At 41.6% G+C, this 23,405-nt stretch carries 13 protein-coding genes; 1 reads left to right on the top strand and 12 read right to left on the bottom strand.

The window, feature by feature from the left end:
• Positions 1-201: MFS transporter (locus LH29_RS10015; protein ID WP_045028317.1), on the bottom strand; the 201-nt coding region annotated here is incomplete at its 3' end.
• A gap of 361 nt (positions 202-562) precedes the next feature.
• Here LH29_RS10015 and LH29_RS10010 point away from each other — a divergent pair.
• Positions 563-1,480, top strand: a complete 918-nt coding sequence (locus LH29_RS10010) for an AraC family transcriptional regulator (protein WP_045028314.1) — start codon at positions 563-565, stop codon at positions 1,478-1,480.
• Between the two features lie 240 nt (positions 1,481-1,720).
• Here the strand turns inward: LH29_RS10010 and LH29_RS10005 are convergent, their stop codons facing one another.
• The 11 genes from LH29_RS10005 to LH29_RS09955 form a co-directional block, all read right to left on the bottom strand.
• Positions 1,721-4,891 carry a glycoside hydrolase family 2 TIM barrel-domain containing protein gene (locus tag LH29_RS10005; RefSeq protein ID WP_045028312.1) on the bottom strand — a complete coding sequence of 1,057 codons (3,171 nt, stop codon included), beginning with the start codon at positions 4,889-4,891 and terminating at the stop codon, positions 1,721-1,723.
• 135 nt (positions 4,892-5,026) lie between these two features.
• Complete coding sequence (locus LH29_RS10000; RefSeq protein ID WP_045028310.1) at positions 5,027-6,643, bottom strand: glycoside hydrolase family 31 protein; 1,617 nt, start codon at positions 6,641-6,643, stop codon at positions 5,027-5,029.
• A gap of 133 nt (positions 6,644-6,776) precedes the next feature.
• Positions 6,777-8,855 (bottom strand): hypothetical protein, encoded by a 2,079-nt coding sequence (locus LH29_RS09995; protein WP_045028308.1) that lies wholly within the window; start codon positions 8,853-8,855, stop codon positions 6,777-6,779.
• 82 nt (positions 8,856-8,937) lie between these two features.
• The gene (locus LH29_RS09990; protein WP_052670730.1) at positions 8,938-10,074 is read right to left on the bottom strand and encodes a glycoside hydrolase family 88/105 protein; all 1,137 of its coding nucleotides are present in this window, start codon (positions 10,072-10,074) and stop codon (positions 8,938-8,940) included.
• A 39-nt stretch (positions 10,075-10,113) separates the two neighbouring features.
• Complete coding sequence (locus LH29_RS09985) at positions 10,114-12,009, bottom strand: hypothetical protein (protein WP_157493630.1); 1,896 nt, start codon at positions 12,007-12,009, stop codon at positions 10,114-10,116.
• A 12-nt stretch (positions 12,010-12,021) separates the two neighbouring features.
• Positions 12,022-14,169: an FG-GAP-like repeat-containing protein gene (locus tag LH29_RS09980; RefSeq protein ID WP_045028302.1), complete on the bottom strand. Its 2,148-nt coding sequence runs from the start codon at positions 14,167-14,169 to the stop codon at positions 12,022-12,024.
• Positions 14,170-14,175: 6 nt separating this feature from the next.
• Positions 14,176-15,180, bottom strand: coding sequence for a beta-propeller domain-containing protein (locus LH29_RS09975; protein WP_045028299.1), 1,005 nt, complete (start codon positions 15,178-15,180; stop codon positions 14,176-14,178).
• A 66-nt stretch (positions 15,181-15,246) separates the two neighbouring features.
• Positions 15,247-17,136 carry a hypothetical protein gene (locus tag LH29_RS09970; protein WP_045028297.1) on the bottom strand — a complete coding sequence of 630 codons (1,890 nt, stop codon included), beginning with the start codon at positions 17,134-17,136 and terminating at the stop codon, positions 15,247-15,249.
• 33 nt (positions 17,137-17,169) lie between these two features.
• Positions 17,170-20,787, bottom strand: a complete 3,618-nt coding sequence (locus LH29_RS09965; RefSeq protein WP_045028294.1) for a glycosyl hydrolase — start codon at positions 20,785-20,787, stop codon at positions 17,170-17,172.
• Between the two features lie 3 nt (positions 20,788-20,790).
• Positions 20,791-22,278: a sodium:solute symporter gene (locus LH29_RS09960; RefSeq protein ID WP_045028292.1), complete on the bottom strand. Its 1,488-nt coding sequence runs from the start codon at positions 22,276-22,278 to the stop codon at positions 20,791-20,793.
• A 63-nt stretch (positions 22,279-22,341) separates the two neighbouring features.
• Positions 22,342-23,334: an alpha/beta hydrolase gene (locus tag LH29_RS09955; RefSeq protein ID WP_082063554.1), complete on the bottom strand. Its 993-nt coding sequence runs from the start codon at positions 23,332-23,334 to the stop codon at positions 22,342-22,344.
• Between the last annotated feature and the right edge of the window lie 71 nt (positions 23,335-23,405).

Raw genomic sequence — 23,405 nt, 5'->3', positions numbered from 1 at the left:
CGTTAAAGCACCAATCAAACATCCGAGCAGTGCGCTACTCATTGCCCATCCCTGCAAAAAAGGACTTTGGCTGATATGAAAAAACTGCTCGTAAAACGGTTTGGCACCGCCAATTACTACCCAATCATATCCAAACAAAAGACCTCCCATGGCCGATACCATTGAGATCGTGAATATGTACTTTGTGTTTAATTTTTGCATTATTAAATTGAAATCGTTGATTTTTTATTTTTCAATCACTAAAGTTTAAACTGAACGTTTGGGAATCCAATACACCAGACAACTTCCATAATTTTTAGCCATCAGTTTTATTCTTTTGTAGTTCACTATTGGTATAATAAATCCACTACAAAAGTACAACGGCAGCCATATTATAGAAATGGACAATAATGTTTACTTTTGGATAATCCTATTATCACAAAAATATAGCATAAAATAAATAAAACATACGAGACCTCCCACATCGCACTAATAATCAGAATACAGAAAGTATTAAAATTAGAAATAAACAACATACAAAAGTTGGACACTATTAATATTAATTGACATTCCTATTATAACGATGAAGCAACAAAATATTTACAAGCAACCGGATTCTGGGAAAGAAGATAACTTTTTTGGAGACAGAAGTGTGGTGTTGTCAAAAAAGCAAATAGCAGCGGTTAAAAACAATCCAATTATTAATGACCTTTACATTAGCGACATCGGTTTTTATCCCCATGCAAAAAACCACATCCGCAGTCGTAAAAAGGGTATTCAAGAACATATTTTAATATACTGTATTGATGGATCAGGGTCGATAGAAATGATGCATGAAGAATTCCAGTTGAAACCCAACAGCTTTTTTATAATAGAGGCTGGCGAGGCACACAAATACCAGTCGTCCGACTCCTCTCCCTGGTCGATTTACTGGTTGCACTTTGGAGGAAAAAGAAGTCATCAGTTTAAAGCTTTTTTTAATCGGGTTCTCCATATCAAACAATCCAGCCGGTCGAGAATTGATGACCGTCTGCAACTCTTCAACGAAATTCTCACCGCCCTCGAATCAGGTTTTTCCATTGAAAATATCAATTACGCCAATATGTGCTTAAACAGTTTATCGGCTTCATTTTTTTATATCGAGACATTTAGGATGGTAAAGGGTTATCACAACCCGAATAAAGTTGATCAATCAATTGTTTTCATGCAAAAGCACATCAACAAATTCCTGACAATCAAAGATCTGGCCGACAATGCTCAACTTTCAGAATCGCATTTTTCAAAAATATTCAGAAATAAAACAGGCTCTTCTCCACTTGATTATTTTATCAACTTAAAAATGCAAGAAGCCGTTCGCCTACTCATCAACCAATCTTTAAAAATAAAAGAGGTTGCCTTTCAGCTGGGCTACAAAGATCCCTATTATTTTACACGGATTTTTACCAAACACATGGGTTACAGCCCCGGAACCTTTTTAAAGACTAATAATCCCCAATTTTAATTTCTATTTTTTTAGTCAACAAATATGATTATTTGGCAAAGTTTAAATATCCAAAAAATAACCGATAAGGAAATTGACTATCAAATCAAATGATGGACTATCCTCTTATCACAAATGGAAAACCAGCTATTCAATCCTTTTAGCTTCTTCAGATCAGATTTTAGGGATTCTATGTCAATTCTCCTTTCCCATTCACGAACATTTTTATCATCTCATAATGCCTGTTGTATTTACCGTATTTCAATTGTCTGCCGGCTTAAAAGAAAAGCTATAACTGTAACTGCCCGGATGAATTTGATACTGGTCCAGAACCGGTAATCCCCACGCGTTGTCCCCTCCCACGCCCATTTGCTTACAATCAACATTAACAATCATATTTTGTCCTTTAACGATTTCACGATTGTGTTGAGCCTTTTCCAGGGCTTCTTGTTTGTAAGGCCATGCACTAACAGAAAGTAAATTTTCAGTATTCGCCGAAAACTCAAAAACTCCAATACCTTCTCTGGCAAACTTCACCCACCGCACATCGCAACGATTGGCATTTTCCTGTGGTCGCACATAAGGAGTAATCCAATTATTTATATTGGACTTATATATTCCAACCGGCGCGGAGGTTTTACGATCAATATAATTCTCATGTGGTCCTCTGCCATACCACTCAATTTCAGTTAGGTTTTTATTTAATTGAAACTGTAATCCAAGCCTTGGTATATTTGGAGCCTCCTCTGGAATATTAATTTCTACATCAAAATCTATTTGTCCACCCGGATAAAAAGTATGTTTTACGGTAGCCTGAGTTTGAGTTCCATTAAAAACCAGTTGGCTTTCAATGGAAACCAGATTCTCCAGCGAATCTATTTTTATTGATTGAAGTGAATAGTTTTGACCTTCGGCTTGCCAAATCCCCATTTTATCATCTACTTTCCACCCTTCATCATTGTCGGTCAGCGCTCTCCAAAAATTAAACTGCACGCCATTCAAAATCACTTCTTCTCCATGATACTGAGCACCCGAAATCATACCGGTTGATTTACTTAGAATAGACTTGAAAGCCTGACCCGAGATTAAGTACTCATCATTATTTTCAGTTACCATTACATGGCCTTCCAATGCCTCTTGTTGAGTCTTCACTCCGTCGGCAAGTTTAAACTGTTCCCATGCAACCACTTCACCTTTTTTAGCCCAAATACAGTCCTCTTTTAAAGTGAAATAAAAAGTAGCAAATGTTTCATTGGCATCATCAATATTCAGATCATCAATTACAATTTGTACACTTTTACCTGCATCGCAATTCACCTCGGCTAATTTACTTTGCCTGGTAAGTTTGCCATTTTCAATCACCTTATAACCAAAGTCATATTCATTGGTATTGGCTCTGAGGTTGTGATTGATCACTTCGATGGTTAGCGGTTCTGATTTTACAAGTTTTATATAGACAGGTTGATATACTTTTTGCAATTCGTAGAAATGAGGATGAGGAATCAAATCAGCTCCTATGAGACCAGTAATATTGAAGTTTGAGTTATTCGGATAATCTCCAAAATCACCTCCGTAAGCCCACCCATCCTGTGGCTTCAAAGGATTTTTATACAATGCCTGATCAATCCAGTCCCAAACAAAACCGCCGGCAAGCATATCGTTGGCATAAATCTGTTCCCAGTAATCGCTGAAGTTCCCCAAACTATTACCCATGGCATGACTATACTCATTCATCACAAATGGTCTTCCCGACGGGTATTTCCCATGTTGATGTTCAAAAGAGGTTTCGCCATGTTCTCCTTTCCGTATTGCTTTTCCCTGCAAATGTTCGTCTATCCATTCAATAGTTGGATAGGTCTGACTATCAAAATCAGCCACCAGGTTCATATCGGCATATTGAATCAGTCGATGCTCGGGATCATTTTCATGAGTTATCTTACGCATTTCTTCAAAGGCACTACCAAAGCCTGCCTCGTTTCCAAAAGACCACATGATCACGCTTGGATGCTGGCGATCGCGCCTGACCATACGTTTCATTCGCTCAGTACAACCATAAGTCCACTCGGGCTTATCGCCTGGTAATATTCTTTTATGGTAACTCAGGCCATGAGTCTCCACATTGGCCTCATCCATTACCATCATTCCGTATTTATCACACAGCTTATACCATCGGGGATCGTTGGGATAATGAGATGTACGCACAAAATTTATATTGGCCTTTTTCATTAATTCCAATTCCTTTATCATCTGTTGTTCAGAAACCACATAGCCTTGATCCGGTGAAAATTCATGACGATTGACTCCCCGTATTTTTAAAGGTTTTCCGTTAAAAAGCAATAGTTCTCCAACCACCTCTGACTTTCTGAATCCAACAGGAAGACGATAGGCTTCAATCACTTTTTCCTTGTTCTTTAATACTACCTGAACAGTATATTGCTTGGGCCTGTCGGGCCACCACAATTCAATATTGCCTAATGTGATTTCCGGCAACGATACAGCTTTGTTAAATCCTTTTTCTATATCCCTGATTTTATATTCCTTTTTTGTCAATAGCTCATTGGCCGGAGACCATACCGAAACATCGATACTATGCGAATTACTCTTGCTTTTGGTGAAATTTGCGGCTTCATAGTGAACCGTAATTTTGCCTTGTTTGGATTTTATATCCACTTCGGGTTCTGCATAAACATCCCATAGTGTAGATTTGGGAACGGCTCTTAAAAACACATCCCGAAAAATACCACTTAAGCGCCAAAAATCCTGGTCTTCGAGGTAGGATCCGTCGCAATACTTGTACACTTCAGCAGCAATCACATTTTCTCCTGCAACAAGATAAGAGGTGATATCGAACTCGGCAGGCAATCTGGAACCTTGCGTATATCCCACCATATGTCCGTTTACCCATACAAAAGCTGCCGAACTTATTCCTGCAAAATGTAAAATTATTTGTTTGTCCGACCAATCATCAGGCACAGAGAAAGTTTTGAGATAAGAGCTAACAGGATTTCGTTGACTGTAACTGGTAAACCGTGAATCCGGTTCATCCATTACCCTTGGAGGATTTACTTTGAACGGGTATCGAACATTTACGTACAAAGGTACTCCATAGCCCTGCCTTTCAACAATAGATGGCACCGGAATTGTTGCCCATTCTGTGCTATTGAAGTCCAATCTGTGAAAATCCACGGGCCTAACATGCGGATCAGGCGACCAATGAAATTTCCAATCGCCATTTAAGGATTTTACCCAGGTGGAATTCTCATAGGTTGTTCGCCGGGCATCTTCAATACTTTCGGCCGGCCAAAAAGCCGTTCTGGCCGGTAGTTTATTAATTCCAATAACCATTGGATCCTGAATTTCGTCAGGAACCTGTCCTTTAAGATTAAAAGGCCCCAGAATACAAGCTAATAATAGTACAAATGTTAGTTTCATGGATTTCTTTTTAATGGCCAGCAACAATCAAAAGTTAAAATTGAGCACATTTTCATGGATATGATCTCAGATTATTTTCTCAATCGCAGATTATCTTTTAATACACCGTGCGTGCAAACAAGATATCAAATCAAATTATTTGATCTTAGTAAAATACGGTAACCTCTCAATCGGAGCATCTACTTTAATTGTTTTTCCTCCTTTTACAACTGTACCATCGTCAGCTTTCCATTTTCCTTTTGGCAACACCACATCCCGCGTGTACTCACCTTTCTTTACAACAGGAGCCACCAAAATATCATCGCCTAACATAAACTGATCTTCGATGGTTTCGTATCCTGCATCGGGAAATACCAATGCCATTGGCTTAGCAATAGGCTCGCCTGTTTTTGAGGCATTATTCGCCAGTTCAAGAATTTTATCAGCCATTTTTAAATGCAGATTTGCCGCTTCAACGCATAGTTTTGAATTCTTCTCCGACAATATGCGCCAGGGAGCCACCGAAAATTGCATCATGGGCATTAAAGCATGTACTTGTGCCGAACGAACGACTAATTCTTCATCAATTTTGGCACCGGGAAGAAAAGTCAGGTATTGTCCGCCACCAATCATATCGGGGCAGGTATAAGAATATCCCATCAAACTTAGTGACATCATATCGGGAATAAGCTTTTGCAAATCAGTCCAGTTGTGGCTTTTATCGCGCAGACGTTGAGCCAGAGGCAGACCTGCCATTTTCCATGAAGCACGGTATTCGTTCAATGGATAATTCAAACCAAACTCTGCAAAATATGTAGTGTGATCGTTGGGAGTTGAAGGCTTGAATGACACCAATGCCTGTGTGTAGAAATCGGCATCGCCTGCATCAAATTTATACCCATCCACTCCATATTCGTTCTGTAAATAGTCCAGCCTTTCTTTAAACCATGCCTGTGCTTTCGGATTGCTTAAATCGAGGCAGGCACTGGCACCATTCCACCATCGAAAGATCGCCGCCTTGTTTTTTGAGTCGGCCCACAAAATATCCTGTTCATTGTCCTTGTCAAGCAACAACAATTTTTCCTTTTGCAAATACCTGAATTCTTTTGAGTCGGCACTTACAAAGGGACAAACCCACAGCATTACTTTAAATCCCATGGCATGTAATTTATCCATCATTCCTTTGGGATCTTTAAACTGCCGTGGTGAAAAATCCCAGACACCATAATTTTCCTGCCAGGTATCATCCAACATTAATACCCCGGGAGCATAGCCATTATCGATGATGCTTTGTGCATATTTTAAAATGTCTTCCTCGTTCTGATCGTATTGCAATTCTATCCAGGTATTAAACTGAGGTTTCGTAAACAACAGTTCGTCGGGGATCACACCAATGGGAGGAAAGAAGTTTTTGACACAAAAGCTGAATGCATCGTGAAGATTAGTGCCTGCCACTCCCGACTGAATTTTGCCATCACGGGTTGTTACCGTTAATTTTCCACTCTCAAACGTGTACTTTATTGGATTCTCACTCCAAATGTATCGGCCTTTACTTGAAAGGAGTAAGGGTTGTGCCTGATTTCCTGCATTGTCTCCCCAAAAATCATGGCTTACCTTTGAATTTGCATCATAGGGCATTTTGTTACCCTGCGAGCTTAAACCTCCCCACCAATATTCGCCCTCCAACAAGCTTAAGTTTAATGTATCAGCTTTTTGGGCAAATAAACAACTACCTGTAAATAACAGGATTATCGATAATAATTTCCTTTTCATCGCTTATTAATATATTTTTTAATGGCATATAGAAACATTGCGCTTCCCGATGTATCATTCTAATTGTCTTCCCTATCTCCTTTGTCTACAACCTGAAACCACAATGTTTTGCTTATAAAAGCTGAGTACTCCTTCATAGTTTTATTGAAACTGTTTCACCGTTGTTTATTATCTTTTCCAGAGCGACTTTATCGTTGCCTGTGATTGTTATTTTCAGTTTTTCATCTATACGTTTTACCGAAATATTGAAATCATTTCCAAAGGCATGAATATGTTTTAATGCCATTTGATCCCAATCCTTTGGCAACCGGGGTGTACAATCAAAGGCATTGAACCCTGTAGGCCGTATTCCGAATAATCCTTCAGTATAAATGCGACAATACAAGGCACTTTCGGCTGATAAATGACGTTGGTTCCCCTCAGGATAAGCCTCTACCGGGTATGGAACATGTTCGCCAAGCAAACGTCTGTTACTATAATATCGCAAATAATCCAGTGCTTTTTCTGTGGCGCCCGCTTGCAGCACTCCTCTTAAGGCATAAAGGGTTGATCTGTCCCAAAATGTTTTATCGCCAGCTTGTGATGCCAGTCCGTCAACAGTCCACAGACGCGGAGAAAAGAGAGCATTGATAGTTGCATCCTTTCTTTCAAAAATTCCTACGGTAAGTGGAATGCAAATCCAGGCACGCAGTACCGTGTTCCCTTTGTAATAGCGATAAGTATCAAATCCTTCCACATTACTTCCAAAATACTTATCAATATTTTTGCGTAGCGTTTTTGCCTGATTAGTGTATGCATTTGTCTGCCACTTTGGCAAGCCCAATGATTTCCCCAACATGCTTGCTGAGATAAGCGCTTCGTAATACAACGAAGAGGTGCACAGATTGGCATCGCCGGCTGGGAAACGGCCTTCCAGTTCGTCACTTTTCGACCAGACAACTCCTTCAGTATTAATTTGCCGCTGAAGATATTCCAATGACCATTCAATCAGAGGCCATACAACTTTTGCTGAATCAACATTACCATACGCAAGCGCAAATCTTGAAGCGCCATAAGCTATCATGGCCATATCGCCACGGTCACCGGCTCCATTCCAATAGCTTTGGCCTTCAGCAATAATCGAGCTGGGAATTGGCTTGTATTCGGGGTTCATATAACGGGCAAACCATCGGAAGGAATTCATTGCCGATTTAGCCGCAACCGAATCTCCCGAAAAAGCAAAAAATGGATTGGCATACTCTGCCTGATCATTGGCCCAGATTGCCGCATAATAGCTTAACCCTCCCGGTGCATGCATTAACCCACCTCGTGTATCAAAAATACTCTCTATGGCCCTGACTTTTGCAAAATTAAAAGCAGTATTCAACACTGAATCAGGTGTTATCAGCTGCAATTCCGAACAAATAGCTGCCACCTTTTCCTTGCGCGAAGTTTCTTCAGCAACAAGATCAAACTTAGGAATACTTTGACCTGCATGCAATGCATAATATACTACGGCAAAAACCACTGAATCGCTTGGCTGAAGATTATAAGTCCCATCATTTATGGTCGATTCAATAATGCGGTGCGGACCGTTGACCGTAGTTGCCTCATCAAGTTGAATTTCCTTGTGCAAGGCTTCCATGGTTACCAAAACCGGCTTGCCGGAGTTATTTATGTAAGTGAATTTCTCGACAAAAAGAGGTTTGTCCGTTGATGGGAATAATTTCCTTTTCAACAAAACCTCGTTGGGTGCGTTCAAATCAGGTTTCGGTTCATTATCCTTCTTTGATTTCTTTATTGCTAATTCCAAAGTACTTTCGATTTCCAGACTACCATTTAGCTTAACTTTGTTAGCATGCCCTTTATGATCGCCCATAAATTTCCCATTGTAAATGGTAGGTTTCAAAGAGACATGATTAATAAAAAACCTGGGTAAATCCTTATCCATGAATGTATACATCAGGCTTCCGTGGGTGTCGTTTGGGATAGTCCGAAAGGCTGGAAATACCAACGTGCGCGAAATCTGAGCATGGCTTTCAGCATCAATTTCATATTGCAGCCAGGCGGATATACCCCTGCCACTCATTTCAATGTGATCAGCGTGAGGGATATTATCCTCATTTATTGTCCAGGTAATTTCTTCATTGCCAGTCAGGCTCCATCTTTGGGTTTGGGAGAAAGATGTTAATACGAAAAGAATAAATGATAAAATCAAACTAGCTTTTTTCATAAATCTGATATCAATTCAAGTTTTAAAGTTGCCGGATTCTGTGAATAAGGGCAACAGGATATGTGGAAGCTATCGCTTTCAATTACTTTAACATGGCCATTGCCGTCCACAATACAGGTGCCTGTCCGTGCAGATCGCCGGTATCGCGGTCTCGGCCAATGTAAAATTCCAGTTGTTTATCCAGATCAGGACCAACTTCTTTAAAGGCTTTGTTGGTTCCAACACACACATCCTGAACGTTTCCTTCTTCATCAATTCGGCTGACAAGGGCAAGCCATGCTTTGCGTGCTGCCGGTCCATATACATCGGCTTCCAGCCATCCATTTTTTACTCCGGTTACCATCGCAAAAGCAAACATTCCGGTTCCAGAAGTCTCGAGCCACGATTCTTCTTTGTCAACCAATTGCCGCCACAAACCTTCTTCGCTCTGGTATTTTAAAAGCGACTCCATCATGGTTAAATAGCCACTCATTACCCGGTCGTAATATTGATTGTCCTCCGGCAATTCGCTTAACAATTCGGCCATTCCGGCTGCGTACCAACCATTGCCTCGTCCCCAAAAGAACGGTGAATCTTCAGCATGGTGAAACAGTCCGTTTGGTTCCTGTAGTTTATCCAAATAAGTTGCGGTTGTAAGTGCGGCACGATCGAGGTATTTTAAATCTCCGGTTGCCCGGTAAGCTTCCACCTGCAAGGCCGATATCATATAAATATCATCGACCCAGTAACGTGCTTCGCGGGTAACTCCGTCTTCGGTTGGTTCATCCCACTGTGCATCGGCCCAGTGAATACCATCGTTGAGGTATTTCTCGTCCTTCGTTTGAATATAAATTTCGAGCGGAATAACCCCTGTAACCCGATAATCAACATGAGCCCTGTCAACAATGTATTTACTTCCCTCATCAGTTAAAAACAGGTCGTAATGGCGAATCAGCTTTTCGCGGAGTGCAGCATCATCTGTTAAGTGTGCCACTTCCAGTGCCCCGTACCATGCGCAAACCTCGGGATAAACAAGACGTCCGAAACGTCCTTCCTGAAAATGAAATTTACGTGCCAGGAAGTTTTCAGATAGCTTTTTGCCCACTTCTTCAGGTGATGCCCCTTCCGGCCAATCGCTAAAGTATTTTGAACCGGGTGCTTTGTCGCCTTTCGGCTGGCACGAGAAAAGTGAGAGGGTTAAAAAAATGGTAAATAATACAGGTAATCTGAATGACTTCATAGTTTTTAGTTTTAATTCAAGTATTGTTTTTATTTGTAATTATTCGTTAAAATTTAGAACCAACTGTCGTTCTTCTTTCTGAATCTTCACTACACCATTGTTCCATTCGGCTTTTAAGAAAGGACTGTCATAAGCTTTTTCCGGAGCATAATTTACAGTTTCGCCATTTATCTCAGGAGATTTTGAGTAATCCGTATAAAAGGTAAATTCATCATCATAAATGCCTTTATATTTCAGAATATTATTCTCAAAAGATAATTGATTCCCCTTCACTTTTGACCGGAATTCCTCAAATGATTTGTAGTTTGACTTCTGATCGACTTCAAGGATAACCGGAGAATATTCCTTCTCACAAACCAACCATTTCCCTTTGGTTCGCCCGGGTTCCTCTTCCCAGGTAAATCCACCGTCTACAACGCATACCGCAGCATAAGCCCCCTCCGATTCTGTAAAAATCCAATTTCCTTCTTTAATCGGGTTTCCAAGTCCCTCTCCCGAAAACCAAACCACGGAACGTCCTGCTCTTTGATTGGTTTCCAGTTTCTGACATATAAGTGTTCCTTTTTGTTGAACCGACCATTGCGAATTGTATGCTCTGTTGCTGGCCGTTTTTTCACATTGCGGAAGTATTGCAGCATTTTCATGTCCGGCAAAAATCACCCCATGTGACCGGTTTTGCGAACTGATCAAAGTCCAGTCTTCACGTGGGCGGGCTTCGTACATGCAGGTTCCGATCACAAAATCGGGAGTACAATACGAATAACGCAAAATACCGCCATAATCCGTCCGCATGTGGTAAACGGGCGGCCCGTATTCCCCGTCTTTTGCCAGGCCAAGCGGATGTTGTTTCACTTCATAAACGCCACGTCCTTTTCGGTCGCAAACAATATCGACCACAACCAACGGAGGACGATAGGTAGTTGTCATCGCACTTAGCAAAACACTTTGGAAATGTGGCTTTTCGCCAATTCCAAAAAACAAATATCCGTATTCCGAAGTTCCCTGGTTGATGTCCTGGTACAACCTCGATTTTGCCCCTCCGGCAATGCCGTCAATTTGCTCCTGGCCCCAGTAGGTAAAATATAAATTGATGTAATATTCTGCTTTTCTTTTCAGTTCCGGATCGGTTGTAAAATCGTAAACATTAAACATTCCTTTTACCGATTTGTGGTTGTAGTCGCGGCTCATGATTTCCACGTAAATACCCTTTTTAGCGCGTTCGGCAAAATAGATTTTGAGGTACTCGTTCCAACTTTCAAAATGCTGCCGGGCCGTTCTTCCATCGTCGTACTTGCGGTCTTGAAAACCAGGGCGGTCTTTTATTAATTTCGAAAAGTGCCAGAGCGTGGTAAAGCTCTGCGAATGGTGGTTTTCCGACTCGTAAATATACCAGGTATTTGAGATCTCATGATCGGCCTCGGCTTTGGTATTGGCTCCCACCTGATCTTCCTGCCGGCGCTTTGCATAAAGCCATACAGCTTCAAATAATTTGTTTTCAGTCTCAGGTTTTATCAAACCTGCTGTTTTGATTCCATTCGTACCAAAAAATTCGATCAAACGAAGTGCCATTTCCGAATGCCAGTGAAAATGGTCTCTGTGCAGAATCTTTTCCGGGTCGTTTATAAAATAATCGGCATATTCAACAAGTGCAGTATTCGCAGAATCGATATTCTGATGAAACATTAAATTTACGGTGGCATATTCAATGAGTGGATACGAATGACGTTGAGGTTCATTCCAACCCGAACTTTTCCACATTGAAAGTGGGATATCTTTTTGTTCTTCAAAATACGCTGCAACCCGGGTGTCAAATCCATCGCGGATGGCAATTAGGGTTGAATCGGGTAATTGCTCATTTTTCACAACATTATTTGTATTGCAGGAAAACAAACAGGAAAGAATCAAACTATATATTACAAAGACTGAAATTCTCATAATTGCTGCTTTTTATTTTTTAGTTGAACTTAGGTTTTCACGGTTGTAATACATCAATGTCCCTTTTTCGCGGGCAACCACCAAGTCCAGAACTCCGCGCCCCAAATCAACAGGAGCAGGAGAACAACTGTGGGTTCCGAGTTTAATGGCTTCTTCTTTATATTTTATTCTTACAGGATATTCGAATACAGGTTTGGCGTTTGTGCCAACATTTTTCATAAATAGTACACATGCTTGCCGTTCATTTCCTTCCAGATTGTCAGGCATTCCGCCTGGCCCGGGTATCGACTGCGCCCTGCTTGTGCCAACCATCAGGTCAATATTTCCATCCTCGTCCCAGTCAACCGGAACAATTTTAGAACGTCCCCACTGCCCTACAAAACGTTTATCGTGGGCCCGGATTGCTTCGCCGGTTTCCAGCCTCAGCACATCACCCCTCACCACATTTTGAATGTCGATTTGGTAAAAACATCTGAATTCGTTGTTCTCGTCGTTGGCTATTATGCAGGGTTCGGTTTCGCCCCCCCAGGTTGTTACGCCGGGTTGTGTGCGCCACGATAAATGCAAATCCAGACCTTCACAGAATATTTTTTTCATTTCGGAAAAAGCAGGGCGGTCTCCTTCACTTTCTATTTGAATAAAAGTTACGATATCGCCCAAAATACTGTTCATTACAATATCCAGTTTCCCGTCATTATTCCAGTCGTAAAGTGTTGGGCAGGTATATCCCCAGTTGGCTTCGGGAGGTCCCTGAACTGACCCCTGATACCCGGCGCGAATTTGAAAAGTTTTTCCGTCAACAAGAATTGGGACAGGGTTGGCAAATTCGGGTGCTTTCTTCGAACCAATATTTTTCACAAAAAGCAATTCCCCCACATCATTTCCCACGAGAAAATCGACCAAACCATCATCATCAACATCTCCGGGAGAAATTACCGGTAACCTTCCACATAAAATGTCAGAAGATTTACTTAACACCAGTCTTGGTTCGCCATAAATGGGTGTGTTGTCTTTCAGCATCCCTTTTAGCGGGTAAAACCACAAACGCCCGGTGTCGCCAATCAATAAATCAGAAAGTCCGTTTTTGGGATTTGTAATGGTCTTTACATTGGGATGAATAACCGGATGACGAAGGATTACATGTTCGGGAGTTGCGTCAACAACGTATCGTACTTCATTAATCTCTACCCCATCAGTTGAAATATTTTGGAATACCCGTGTGAGTCCTGTCTGATTAGCCCCAACAACTTGTGGAATATTTGTTTCGCTGTTGTAAATGGCCATGGTAAGTCCCCTGCTTCCAAACTTGAAATAACAATTTCGGCTATCCACATCAACAGGTTCATTTTTATCCAGCGTAGTCATTTTTATGTCGGAGAATTGCGCATGAAAAAGCCGTGGTCCACGGGAATACCAGGATGGATTTTTGGCAAGACCCGCTCCGTCGTATGCATTGTATTCTTTCTGATGGTGATAAGGAACGTCGTCTTTATTTCGGGAACTGCGCGAACCTGGGAACGGAGCTCTGTCACCTGCATCGGTTATTTTTGTATCGTCGTTGCTCACATGAAACACGTGAAGCTTGTCTTGTTTGTCGATAAAACCAGTTAGGCTGCCACTCATTTTGTCAACTTTATGACTGGCAATTGTTTTGAATTCCAACAAACTCCGGTCAAAGGATAGCAGCTGAATTAGATTATTTGAATATGACAGCGCGTATATTTCCCCGTTGGTGTGCTGAAAGACATAGCCTCCTGAATTGGGAGAATTGACCGTTACTTTTTCTCCGTAAACAGGCGTGCCATAGGCATCAAAACGTTCGAACGGGTAGAGAGTCCGCAAGCCCACAAACAGGTCATACGGACCATTTCCATAAACATCGGCTGTTCCACTGGCAGCTCCGTCAATAACGCCGTAATTACCTTCTCCTCCGGCGGGAATAACACTTCCTCCCTCTAATTGAGCGTAAGCATTCAAGGAGATGAAACCCAGAGAAAACAGAATAATGAAAGTATTGAATACTAAACTCCAAGGGTTTCTTTTTTTTATATAATCTTTTTGAATATGCTGTTCGAACAAGCCCTGCTGCGAAAATCGGTTTCCCGAAATACCGGTAAAAAAGACAAACGTTAGACTATAATTTTTAGGATTTTTTCTCATTTTAGTTTATTTGAATGGTCCAAAATGCCTGTTTTCTGGAATGCTATTTTCGTTCAGCACCTGAATGGTAGTTGACGGCCCTAAATTTGGATTTTCCCACGATTGTAAAACCCAAATAACTTCTCTGTCTGGTGTAACTTCTATGGCTTGAATTGGAGGATTCTTTAAATCTAATGTATCTCCCCAATCGCTAAACCAATCATTTATTATGGTATTCCCATTCGTAAGCCGTGTGGCAATTTGTGGTTTTTTCATGTTGTACTGCGGGTAATCATCCAATTTAAAATCCCATATAACTTTCCCTTGTCTGTTCACTTCCCGTATCCAACGATCGTTGCCACAAAGCAAAATATTCCCGTTTTTAAGGGGTTCTGCAGACCAAATTTTTGGCGCATCTATTGACCATAACTGGTTTCCGTCAATATCATACTCAATAACTTTTCCCAAATCCATATGTGCTATCATGTATGTACCGTCTTTCGTAAGCCGGGCATGCCTGAAATGTCCATGTGAATTGTTCGGATTTTTTACCGGAACTTCAAAACTTTTAACTGTTTCTCCATTCTTAATGTTTACTACAAAAACCTGTGCCGGATTTCCATTTTGCACAAACACTACATAATTTTCTCCAATGGGCTGAGCTGTGTGTGTTTCATATCCTTCAGGAGTATCATAATGCCAAAGCACCTTTTTTTCAGGCGTTATAAGTGTTATGCCGCGTTGATGGGCAAATAAAATATTCCCGTTGCTCATCAACACCGCATCACTTATCTCACCTATGTATCCCTGATCTCTTGGACCTTTATATTCCCAGGCTATCTTCCCACTTTTTACGATGTACATATCCTGCACTTTTGCTTCACCGGCATAGAAGAAATCGTGTCTGGACAAGTTATTTTTAGAGAATATTTCAGGTTTGTCAGTTTTCTGAGCAAAAGATATTGTACTAAATATGGTGAAAATCAATAAGCTCAAAAATGTGATTTGAAATTCCTTTCTGTTTTGGTTCATATAGGTTTTATTTAATGTTTAAATTCAATTATTAATCTGACAAGTTGAATCTGGAATTCAGTCTTTTTAATTAAAATTCAAAACTAAATCCCTGTTACCTTTTTGAATCTGCACTACTCCGCTGTTCCAATCCGATTGAAGATATGGGCTGTCGTAGACTTTTGCCGGGGCATAATTCACAGTCAAACCATTAATTTCAGGAGATTTTGAGTAATCGGCATAAAAGGCAAATTCATCTCCATAAATACCGGAGTATTTCAAAACCTTGCCGTCAAACGATAAATCATTACCGGTAATTCTTTTCTGAAATTCTTCGAAAGACTTATAGTTTGATTTCTGGTCAACTTCAAGAATCACAGAAGAATATTCATTCGCACAAACGAGCCATTTTCCCTTTGTGCCTTTGGTAACTTCTTCCCATTGATAGGCACCTTCAACAACATGAACAGCGGCATAAGCCCCTGCCGATTCGGTAAAAATCCAACCACTGTCTTCAATTGGCTCACGAAGTCCTTCCGCCGAAAACGACACCATTGTACGTCCTGCGCCCCTGCTGGTTTGCAGCTTCTGGCTAATTTGTGTTCCTTTTTCCTGAACCGACCACATGGAGTTGTACAATCTGTTATTTTTGATTTTCTCACATTGTGGAAGTATCCCTGCTTCCGTATTGTCGGCAAAGATTATCCCGCGCGATTGATTTTGTGAACTGATCATAACCCAATCCTCATAAGGCCGGGCTTCAAACATGGCAGTCCCTATAATAAAATCAGGGGTGCAATAGGAATACCTGACGATGCCACCAGAATCGGTTCGCAAACGATATTCAGACGGTGAGTTATGCCCCGGTTCAGCTAAACCCATGGCACGTTGCCTCACTTCGTAGATCCCCCTGCCTTTAATGTCGCAAACGATATCGTAAACCACCAACGGAGGTCGGTAGCTTGTTGTCATTGCTGATATGATCGTAGTTTCAAACCGGGGTTTTTCACCCATACCAAAAAACAGGTAACCATATTCCGAAGTGCCGGGAGATACATCCTGGTACAACCTTGATTTTCCTCCGCCGGAGACCCCATTAATCTGTTCTTCGCCCCAATATGCAAAATAAAGATCGAGGTAATTGCCTGCTTTCCGTTTTAGCTCGGGATCGGGAGAGAAATCGTAAATATTGAACATTCCCTTAAGTGTTTTATGGTTGTAATCCCTGCTCATCATTTCTATGAACAAACCTTTTTTGGCACGTTCTGTAAAGTACATTTTCAGGTACTCGGTCCATTTCCCGTAATGCCACGAGGCAGTGTGTCCATCATTGTATTTGCGGTCTTTAAAATCGGGCATGTCTTTGGCCAGCAATGCAAAATTCCATTTCGTAGTAAAGCTTTGTGCATGCAGGTTTTCAGATGAATTAATATACCAGGTTTCAGATTCCTTCGTATAATTTTCGGTCATGGTATTAACTTGTTCAGGGTCTTGTCCCATCCCTCCTTTAACATTGGTCCAAATCCCTTCCATGATTTTCCTTTCTGTTTCCGGTTTCAAAAGACCGGGCGACTTTCTCCCATTTGATCCATACATTTCAATCAAACGAAGGGCCATCTCGGTATGCCAGCCAACATTCATGCGGTTCTCGTCGGGTTTATCGATAAAATACTGGCCATATTCCTGAAGAGCAATATTGGCTGAGTCGATATTTTCATTCAACCAAAATTGCACGGCGGCATATGCTGTACGAGGATAGGAATGAGCCAGACTCTCGTTCCAGTTTACCCTGAATGTTTCATCAAGCGTTTTTCCCTTTTGGTCATTGAATAAATCAGCTACCCGCGTATCAAATCCATCACGGATGGCAATTAATGTTGAGTCGGGAAGTTGTCCTTCCGAAAATTCGCTTTTAGGCTCGCTACATGACGTAAGAAATAAAAGCAGGATCAAAACAGGATTACGAAATATTTTCATTTTTAAGAAGATAGATTTAGCGGTTCGCTTATGTTATATTTCCTTCGTTACAGCATTACGTATTTCCACCGGTCCAATCAATCCCGCTTCCAACAGTGGTGAATCTTCATCGAAATGCCGCCAGGTAGTAAAAGTTACACGTCCACCTGCCGGTTTTGGTTTTCCTTGTCTGAACCAATCGGGAAAATCAACAATTCCCGACCCCTTTGGACCATATTTTTTGAATTCATTTTCTACCGGCAAATGCTCATCGCCAATTAATCGGTTGGGCCACTGATTGGTTACTTTTACCAGAAGTTCGTTTTCGCCTTCTTTTACAATTTCTGTGATATCGTAGCGGTACGGTGGTTTCCAGACAATGCCCAGTTCTTTTCCGTTCAGCACCACTTCGGCAATCACAGCAATCCTTCCCAAATCAAGGAATACGCGTTTTTCATTTGCAATTAATCGCGGCTCGACAACAAAAGTTTTGTGATAAGTTGCCGTACCCGAAAAATATTTTACGCCGTCCTCGGGATGAGTATGCAGCGACTTGAGCTCCGGTAAAATGATTTGATTCGGCGCTCCCCTGTCCTCCTGGAAACTTACTATCCAATCGCCGCTCAGCTCAAATGGTTTGTTTATTTCATCAACTACTATTTTTGATGTTCCGCCGGAAGCAGGCTGCAGCACATATTCACCATTTTCCCAAAACAAAAAACCCGAATTTTCACCGGAAAATGGTTCAACTGTTTTACTGCTTTTTTCATAGGGGACGCCTTTTTCAAAAAGTTCTTCTATTTCTGATTTTGATATCGGATAGTCGAATACTTTAGGTGGTGTCAGATCTCCATCGTAATAAAATAATTTATCGTTGTTTTGGTAGTCAACAATTACCGGATGAACATTCAGTGGCGATTTTTCGCCTTGTTGAATAAACTCACCGTTTACGTACAATGATGGTTGACCATCCGCATACACAACCGTAAAATGTGTCCACGACGAAATGGGCATTTTGGCAATTAAAACTGCCTTTAAATTCTCGTCGGCCTTTTCAAATACTGCCACACCATTACGGGCAGCCAATAATACAAAAGTAGCATGCCCGTCGCCAAACAGTTGCTTTCCTGAAGGTGCGAAAACCGGGTAACTCGAAGTGTAGCGGGTTGTTTCCACATACCTGCCTAAATCGTCAGGTATTACCTCATCAGTTTCGGGTTTTACCCACAAACTAACTGAAAAATTATTGCTTATTTGTTTATAGTCGTTTTTACCGTTTTGACTAAAATGCTTCGTACTGAAAAGGGTTTCGCCATTTTTAGCAATTGCCAGCAGTCTTTTTGCTGAATCAGTTTTTTTGAAAACCACAAACACAGAACCACCGGGGTCAAGTTGCAGGGGAAGTGTAGTAATACCGTTTTCGGATGAATAAACAGCCACAGACTTCCGCTCGCCGGTGTTGGCATCCCACAATTCAGGTTGATATCCTTCGAGCCGGAAACTGCAAACCAGCTCTTCGTTGAACCTCCGACGGTTGGCAACAAAGTACACATGCCCGTCAGCCAGTTTTCGGTGAATATAGTTAATAGGTGCATCGCCCGATTGGGAAGTAAATTCAAAATCAGGTTTCAGGCTTAGTTTTTCGAATACCTGCTTCACCGGCAAGTTACTAAAAACACGCCCGGCCCCTACTTTTCGGTCAACAGGTGATTTTGTTTCAGCACCCCATAATTCCTCAACAATCGATTTAAATTCGGTTTCAGCACTTGAGAAATTGCTGAGCGATGGTATGGTTTGTGGTCGCGGCCCCGACACTATCATTCCCTGTTGAACCAGTTCCTTTAGTTTACGAGCCAGTTCTATAGTCAGAAAGTCTTTTTCGGGTAACAGCAACAAGGTAAAACTCAAACCGTCGGGCAAGCATATGCGCCCGTCCTTAACAGTCACCTTATGAAGCAGAATATCCCGGTTGGCAAATTGAAAATCGTAACCCGTCGGTATATCGGGATACAAGGCGCCCATTGTAATGTCGTCTCCCGGAGCTTCCTCTCCTGTAAAACACATTACATCTCCCACGAAAGTTCCCTGTTGCAACATATACTGGCAACGGGTGGCGTATTCCAGCCATTTTTTCCCCTGGTAAAACCAGGTATTCGTCCGTTCAAAATGAAAACCCCATTGCCCCATTGTCATTCCGGGAACGGCTGTAGGATGTGGCTGATGTGCATAACGATGAAAAATAAATCGATTCAGCCCCATGGTGTACATAAAATCGCCCTGAGTTTTCATCGAGAAAGGATATTCCTGCCACTTGGAATAAAAGGGTCTTCCGGTAAACGCCTCAGCGCCTACTACTTTTTTGCCGTTCATACTTTGTATGGAAGCAGCCACTTTTACCGAATGCGAAAAATGACCTGTTTTCATCCAGAATTCACCGAGGTTTACATCCATGTTTTCACCGGCACGCATCTCATCGAAAGGTCCTTTATTGTACGGTTCTGTAGAGGAAATGATGTTGCTTTGCCTGCATAGCTCCACAAAACGGTCATAATAATTTTTGGCCATTAAATCGGCACATGTTTTTCTGAAATCCCATAGGAAACGTTCGGAAGTATTGGTATCACCAACTACTCTTCCCGCGAGTACCGACATAAATTTATAGATCTCGTAACCGCTTCTGTTTTCAAATTCCTGTGGCATATTTATGGTCCAGTTCTGAAGGTTAACTTCATAGCTGTCGATTAACATGCCAAACGTACCGTTTTCAACAATGGGTTTCAACGCGGGCAAAAGCTTCTCCATCATGTAATTAAAATGGAAATCGAGTGCTTCGCTGCTAAATTTATCGCACTCCAACCCTTGTCCGTTACCCGACGAAGGCCTGTTTTTTATTCCTGTGGTGGTATGGCCAAAACGTATGATTGTCCAGTTACCTGCCGGAGCTTCCCAATTTAGCATTCCGCTTTCATCCATAAAGGATGATATATCCATTACAGAGTCAGGATTTATTGCCGATTCTGAAATTTCGTCATTACTACTCAGCGTATCCAACTCAATTTGCGGATGAAACCCTGAATTGGGATAATTTGCTTTCTGCTCCCAATTATTAATCGTTTCGGTAGCTGAAACAGAAGGAAATGCAACAACAATAGCATCGCGGTAATAATCCAATCTTTTAAAAGGCTGTTCCAATTGACGTTTTACAGTTTTACCACCTTCAACAGAAGCCTCGGTCCAAACCAACTCTTGCATCGAAAGTTCAGGTGGAATCCAACTACCACCGCTTGAGCTCCAGCCCATACAATTATGCATGTCAAACTCAAGACCGAGCCGCAGGCATTCACTGGCAGCATGTTGCATCAAATCAATCCACAGAGGGCTTAAATAATCGGCATTGCCATGCGGCATGTCCATGTAGGCCGAAAAAGCCTGCACGCCACCAATTCCAACTTCGGCCATCGCTTCCAAATCGCGGGTAATGCCGTCTTTGGTCACAAAACCATTAATCCAGTGCCACCAGGTAAAAGGTTTTGCTGATGACGGAGGATTCAGAAATGATCCTTCGATAAAGTCACTAACGTTTTGTTTACACGAATAAAGCAAACCGGAGGGTGTAATCATTGTTACCAATCCGGCTGCTGCTGAAGTTTTTAGAAATTGTCGGCGTTTCATAAATTATTGATTTGCTGAATTTAATCTTGAACGATTGATAAATACTCCTCCCAGAAATCCTACAATAAAAATGGCGGTTGTTCCGAATACAATGGACAGGTAACTGTGGAAAGGACTGGCGTATGGTTGTAATGCATCGCTGGTAAAAAACAAAGGTGATAAACTCATCCACCCGATAATCAGAACACCGGCCAGAACACCAATAACAGCTGCTTTGCTTTTCACTTTTTTTGAGAAATACCCCAGAAGGAACAATCCCAACATTCCCCCACTGAAAATAGAAGCCAGTTTCCACCAGGCTTCCAGCGCACTTTGCACATTAATCATAGCTATGGCAATAGCAATGCTCAAAACACTGAATATAAACGACGAACTGTACAGAATCTTCATCGACTTTTTATCGCTGTTTTCATCATCTGCTGAAAGCTTAAAATAGTCGTTTAAGATGACGGTAGCCGAACTGTTTACGCTTGTAGAAATGGTACTCATCCCGGCAGCAAATACCGATGCAATTAATAAACCGGTGAGGCCTGTTGGCAATCCGTTCACTATAAAAAACGGGAATACCTTGTCGGCTGGTGTGTCGGCAGGTAAAAGCCCCGGATTAGCTGTGTAATAAGTAAACAGCGCAGTGCCAATAAATAAAAACAACAATGAAACGGGCACATAAAGCAGCCCTCCGTAAAGAGCCGACTTTTTAGCCTCCTTCTCCGAGCTGGCGGTCATATAACGCTGTATATAATTCTGATCGATACCGTAATTCTGCACGTTAATAAACAGGCCATAAATCAGCACCACCCAAAATGTGGAACTTGTGAGTTCTAGTTTAAAACTTCCCAAACTAAATTTGTGATGCTCCATGGCAATTGAGAAAAACTGTCCGGGTCCCTCGGGCATTGAAAACAAAAGCAAACCCGCACAAACAACAGCTCCCAAAACCAATATTATTCCCTGAATGGCATCTGTCCAAACAACGGCCTGGATTCCTCCAAGCAAGGAATAGATCATGACACTTAATCCGGTAACAATGATAATTACAACGATGCTCCAACCTGTTATTACGTTTACGGTTAAAGCCAACAGGAAAAGAATAGTTCCGGCTCGCATAAGCTGGGTTAGCAAGTACATCACCGAAACATATGTTTTGGCCCAGGGACCGAATCTTTTCTCGAGATAAGTATAAGCCGACGGGCTGTTTACTGATCGGTATAGCGGAACAAAAAAACGTACTGCCAAAAGTGTTGCAAACGGAATGGACAAACTAAAGACAAAAACATTCCAATTGGTAAGATAGGCCTGCCCCGGCAACGCGAGATAACTGATGCTACTTACAAAAGTTGCAAAAATCGACATGGAAATTACCCAGGTAGGGATGTTGTTATTTCCAACTGTAAATGATTTGGATGATTTATTTTTGCGGTAAAAAGAGCTGCCAAATACAACTACTCCCAGTAAATAAACTATAAAAATTGTGATATCGATAAAGTTCATGTTTTGTATTTAAAAATTTTTAAATCTGTCTTTTTTTTCTGCTATTTGAACGGTATTAGAGACCTACTCTGTTAGCTTTTCAATTATAAACTCTGGAAAATCCTGGTAGACAATATTTGTTTTTTCGGGGTAAACAAGCTCACACTCAACTCCCAATTCCTCACAATGTTCCTGGAGTTTTACGCCAAAATTGGCCGTGTGTGTCGGGTCTTTTTGCTCCTGACCGATGGCGGGTGCCGAGCGGTAAAGCATATAAATTGGAGGATCATCTTTACTAACATGTTCATAAGGTGAATACAATTTAATCCATGATAGTATCGAATCACGTTTTTCCAAAAACTCGGCAAAACTTTTATCGCGCGATTTTAGGTCGTTGGGATCCATAAAACCAAAAGCATGCCCGCCATACTTGCTGTTAGGTGTCCACTCAATCATCTGCTGTGGATCGAGCGAAGTTTGCGGATGCCGAACTCCGGCACACCAAAGACGGGTAGATTCCCGGGCAACGGGATCACTGCTATTGAGATCAGCCATATCATCATGAAAAGCCAGGCACAAACTGGAACTAGCTCCGGCTGAGCTGCCGCTTGCCGCAATCCGCTCCTTATCGATGTTCCATTCTTTTGCTTTACTCCGAACAAACTGAAGTGCCCTAATGGCATCTTCGATGGGCCATTTTACAGGCGGCATAACTCCTGCAAGTTGAGCCTGCCAAGAATAACGATAATTGATTGAAACAACCGAAATACCAGCTTCCAGGTAGCTTTCCAAACCGTGAACATTTTTTTTATCGCCACTTACCCAGCCACCACCGTGAATCCAAATTACAAGTGGGGTTGATTTGTCGGAATCAGCTTTGTAAAAATCCAATACCTGTCGTTCGTGTGTACCGTAGTGCACATTTGCGATAGTCGGCAGTATATTCGGATCATTGGCGTTATTCCTGACCCAATTAACAACGCTTGCTGTACTGGTTTTGTCCATGTATTTGTTTGTTGTTGGATCTTTTTGCTTTGCCAATTGCCGACTGGCATAGATTGGGTGTCTGTCAGACATTTGCGAGTTTGTAGTTTTAGAAAACAGCAACAGCGCCACTACAAGAATACCGCTATAAAAGTGCTTTAAAA

The sequence above is a fragment of the Draconibacterium sediminis genome (assembly GCF_000949475.1).
Taxonomy (GTDB): Bacteria; Bacteroidota; Bacteroidia; order Bacteroidales; family Prolixibacteraceae; genus Draconibacterium; species Draconibacterium sediminis.
This window is presented reverse-complemented; position numbering and strand designations above follow the sequence as displayed.

What these genes read in the sequence shown, in the direction of transcription:
- LH29_RS10000 (WP_045028310.1), bottom strand. Translation starts at nt 6,643, where the DNA reads ATGAAAAGGAAATTATTATCGATAATCCTGTTATTTACAGGTAGTTGT.
- LH29_RS10005 (WP_045028312.1), bottom strand. Translation starts at nt 4,891, where the DNA reads ATGAAACTAACATTTGTACTATTATTAGCTTGTATTCTGGGGCCTTTT.
- LH29_RS09985 (WP_157493630.1), bottom strand. Translation starts at nt 12,009, where the DNA reads ATGAGAATTTCAGTCTTTGTAATATATAGTTTGATTCTTTCCTGTTTG.
- LH29_RS09980 (WP_045028302.1), bottom strand. Translation starts at nt 14,169, where the DNA reads ATGAGAAAAAATCCTAAAAATTATAGTCTAACGTTTGTCTTTTTTACC.
- LH29_RS09995 (WP_045028308.1), bottom strand. Translation starts at nt 8,855, where the DNA reads ATGAAAAAAGCTAGTTTGATTTTATCATTTATTCTTTTCGTATTAACA.
- LH29_RS09960 (WP_045028292.1), bottom strand. Translation starts at nt 22,278, where the DNA reads ATGAACTTTATCGATATCACAATTTTTATAGTTTATTTACTGGGAGTA.
- LH29_RS09990 (WP_052670730.1), bottom strand. Translation starts at nt 10,074, where the DNA reads ATGAAGTCATTCAGATTACCTGTATTATTTACCATTTTTTTAACCCTC.
- LH29_RS09955 (WP_082063554.1), bottom strand. Translation starts at nt 23,334, where the DNA reads ATGTCTGACAGACACCCAATCTATGCCAGTCGGCAATTGGCAAAGCAA.
- LH29_RS09975 (WP_045028299.1), bottom strand. Translation starts at nt 15,180, where the DNA reads ATGAACCAAAACAGAAAGGAATTTCAAATCACATTTTTGAGCTTATTG.
- LH29_RS10010 (WP_045028314.1), top strand. Translation starts at nt 563, where the DNA reads ATGAAGCAACAAAATATTTACAAGCAACCGGATTCTGGGAAAGAAGAT.
- LH29_RS09965 (WP_045028294.1), bottom strand. Translation starts at nt 20,787, where the DNA reads ATGAAACGCCGACAATTTCTAAAAACTTCAGCAGCAGCCGGATTGGTA.
- LH29_RS09970 (WP_045028297.1), bottom strand. Translation starts at nt 17,136, where the DNA reads ATGAAAATATTTCGTAATCCTGTTTTGATCCTGCTTTTATTTCTTACG.